The organism is Candidatus Pelagibacter sp., from assembly GCF_052049815.1.
Taxonomy (GTDB): Bacteria; Pseudomonadota; Alphaproteobacteria; order Pelagibacterales; family Pelagibacteraceae; genus Pelagibacter.
The window spans coordinates 1-1,222 of sequence record NZ_JBNGZG010000092.1 but is presented as its reverse complement, the minus strand read 5'-3'; the positions used below and the strand labels follow the sequence as shown (position 1 = coordinate 1,222).

At 22.3% G+C, this 1,222-nt stretch carries 2 protein-coding genes; both read left to right on the top strand.

Annotated features, from left to right (window positions below; all coding sequences use genetic code 11):
* Positions 1-313 (top strand): hypothetical protein (locus ACTT9D_RS07370; RefSeq protein WP_440931134.1); only part of this gene is annotated, 313 nt, incomplete at its 5' end.
* Positions 303-1,222 (top strand): glycosyltransferase (locus tag ACTT9D_RS07365; RefSeq protein ID WP_440931133.1); only part of this gene is annotated, 920 nt, incomplete at its 3' end. The genes ACTT9D_RS07370 and ACTT9D_RS07365, both read left to right, overlap by 11 nt.

The window sequence follows — 1,222 nt, the reverse complement described above, 5'->3', positions numbered from 1 at the left end:
AAAAAAAATTAATAAAAAAAAAATTATTTTTTTAAAAAATATAGATGGTTACAATTTATTTGATTTAATCAACAAATCTTCAAGAGTTATATGTCCAGAAGGGATAATGACACATATGGCTTATTTTCTCAATAAAGATGTGACGGCATTAATGTTTTTTATTATTAAATCTAAAAAGAACTTTATTGAACAAGTAATCTCCTGCAAAGAATGGTTTCCACCAAATAATTATAAATTTTTTGTATTAAAAAAAGACTTATCAAAATCAATTTTAAAATTTTCAAAAAGATTAAAAAATAATTATGAAAAATAAAATAAAAATTTTCTTTTTAGAAAATTCATTTGATTATAATGGTTCTGATTTAAACAACCCTAAGATAGGTGGGTCTGAAAAAACATTAATAAACATTACAAATCAATTAGCAAAAGATATGAAATTTGAAATATGTGTATTTAATAATACAACTAAAGAAATCAAAATAAACAATGTTTTTTGGAAAAATATTTCTTCAATTCAAAAGTCAATAAAAGCAGATTTTGTTATTGCAATGTCTGATGCAAATTTATTTAAAATATTAAATTGTAAAAAAAATTATTTATGGTCTCATAGTATTCAATCCATTGAAAAGTTTATAAGAAAAAAACAACTTATTCCTTTTATTAAGTATAAACCAACAATGATTTTAGAAGGTGAATATCACTATAAAAATAGAAATTTTTTCACATCTATGTTTGGAAAAAAAATTTTAAAATTAGCACCAGATTTTGATTTCATTAATACTGAAATTAAAAAGGATTTTATTCCTAAACAAAATGCAATTTTTACAACGAAATCTGACAGAAATATTGAATATCTGTTATCATCATGGATTGAAATAAAGAAATTGTGCACAAAATCCAAGTTGTTTATTAATCCACCATTTCAATTAAAAGATATTCACATCAAAAATAATATATATTTGAGAACAAAAGGAGATATTAATTTATTAATACAAGATTTAAAAAATTCAAAATTATTTATAACTCCTGGTCATAAAACAGAAGTTTTTTGTTTAGCAGCTGATGAGGCTAGGGAGCTCTGTGTGCCTATTGTCACAATGGGATATGGATGTTTATATGAAAGAGTGAAGCATGGTTATACTGGTTTTATAGCTAAAAATAAAAAAGAATTTATAGATTATTCCTCTTTAATATTGAATGACGATTCTGTGTATTTAGAATT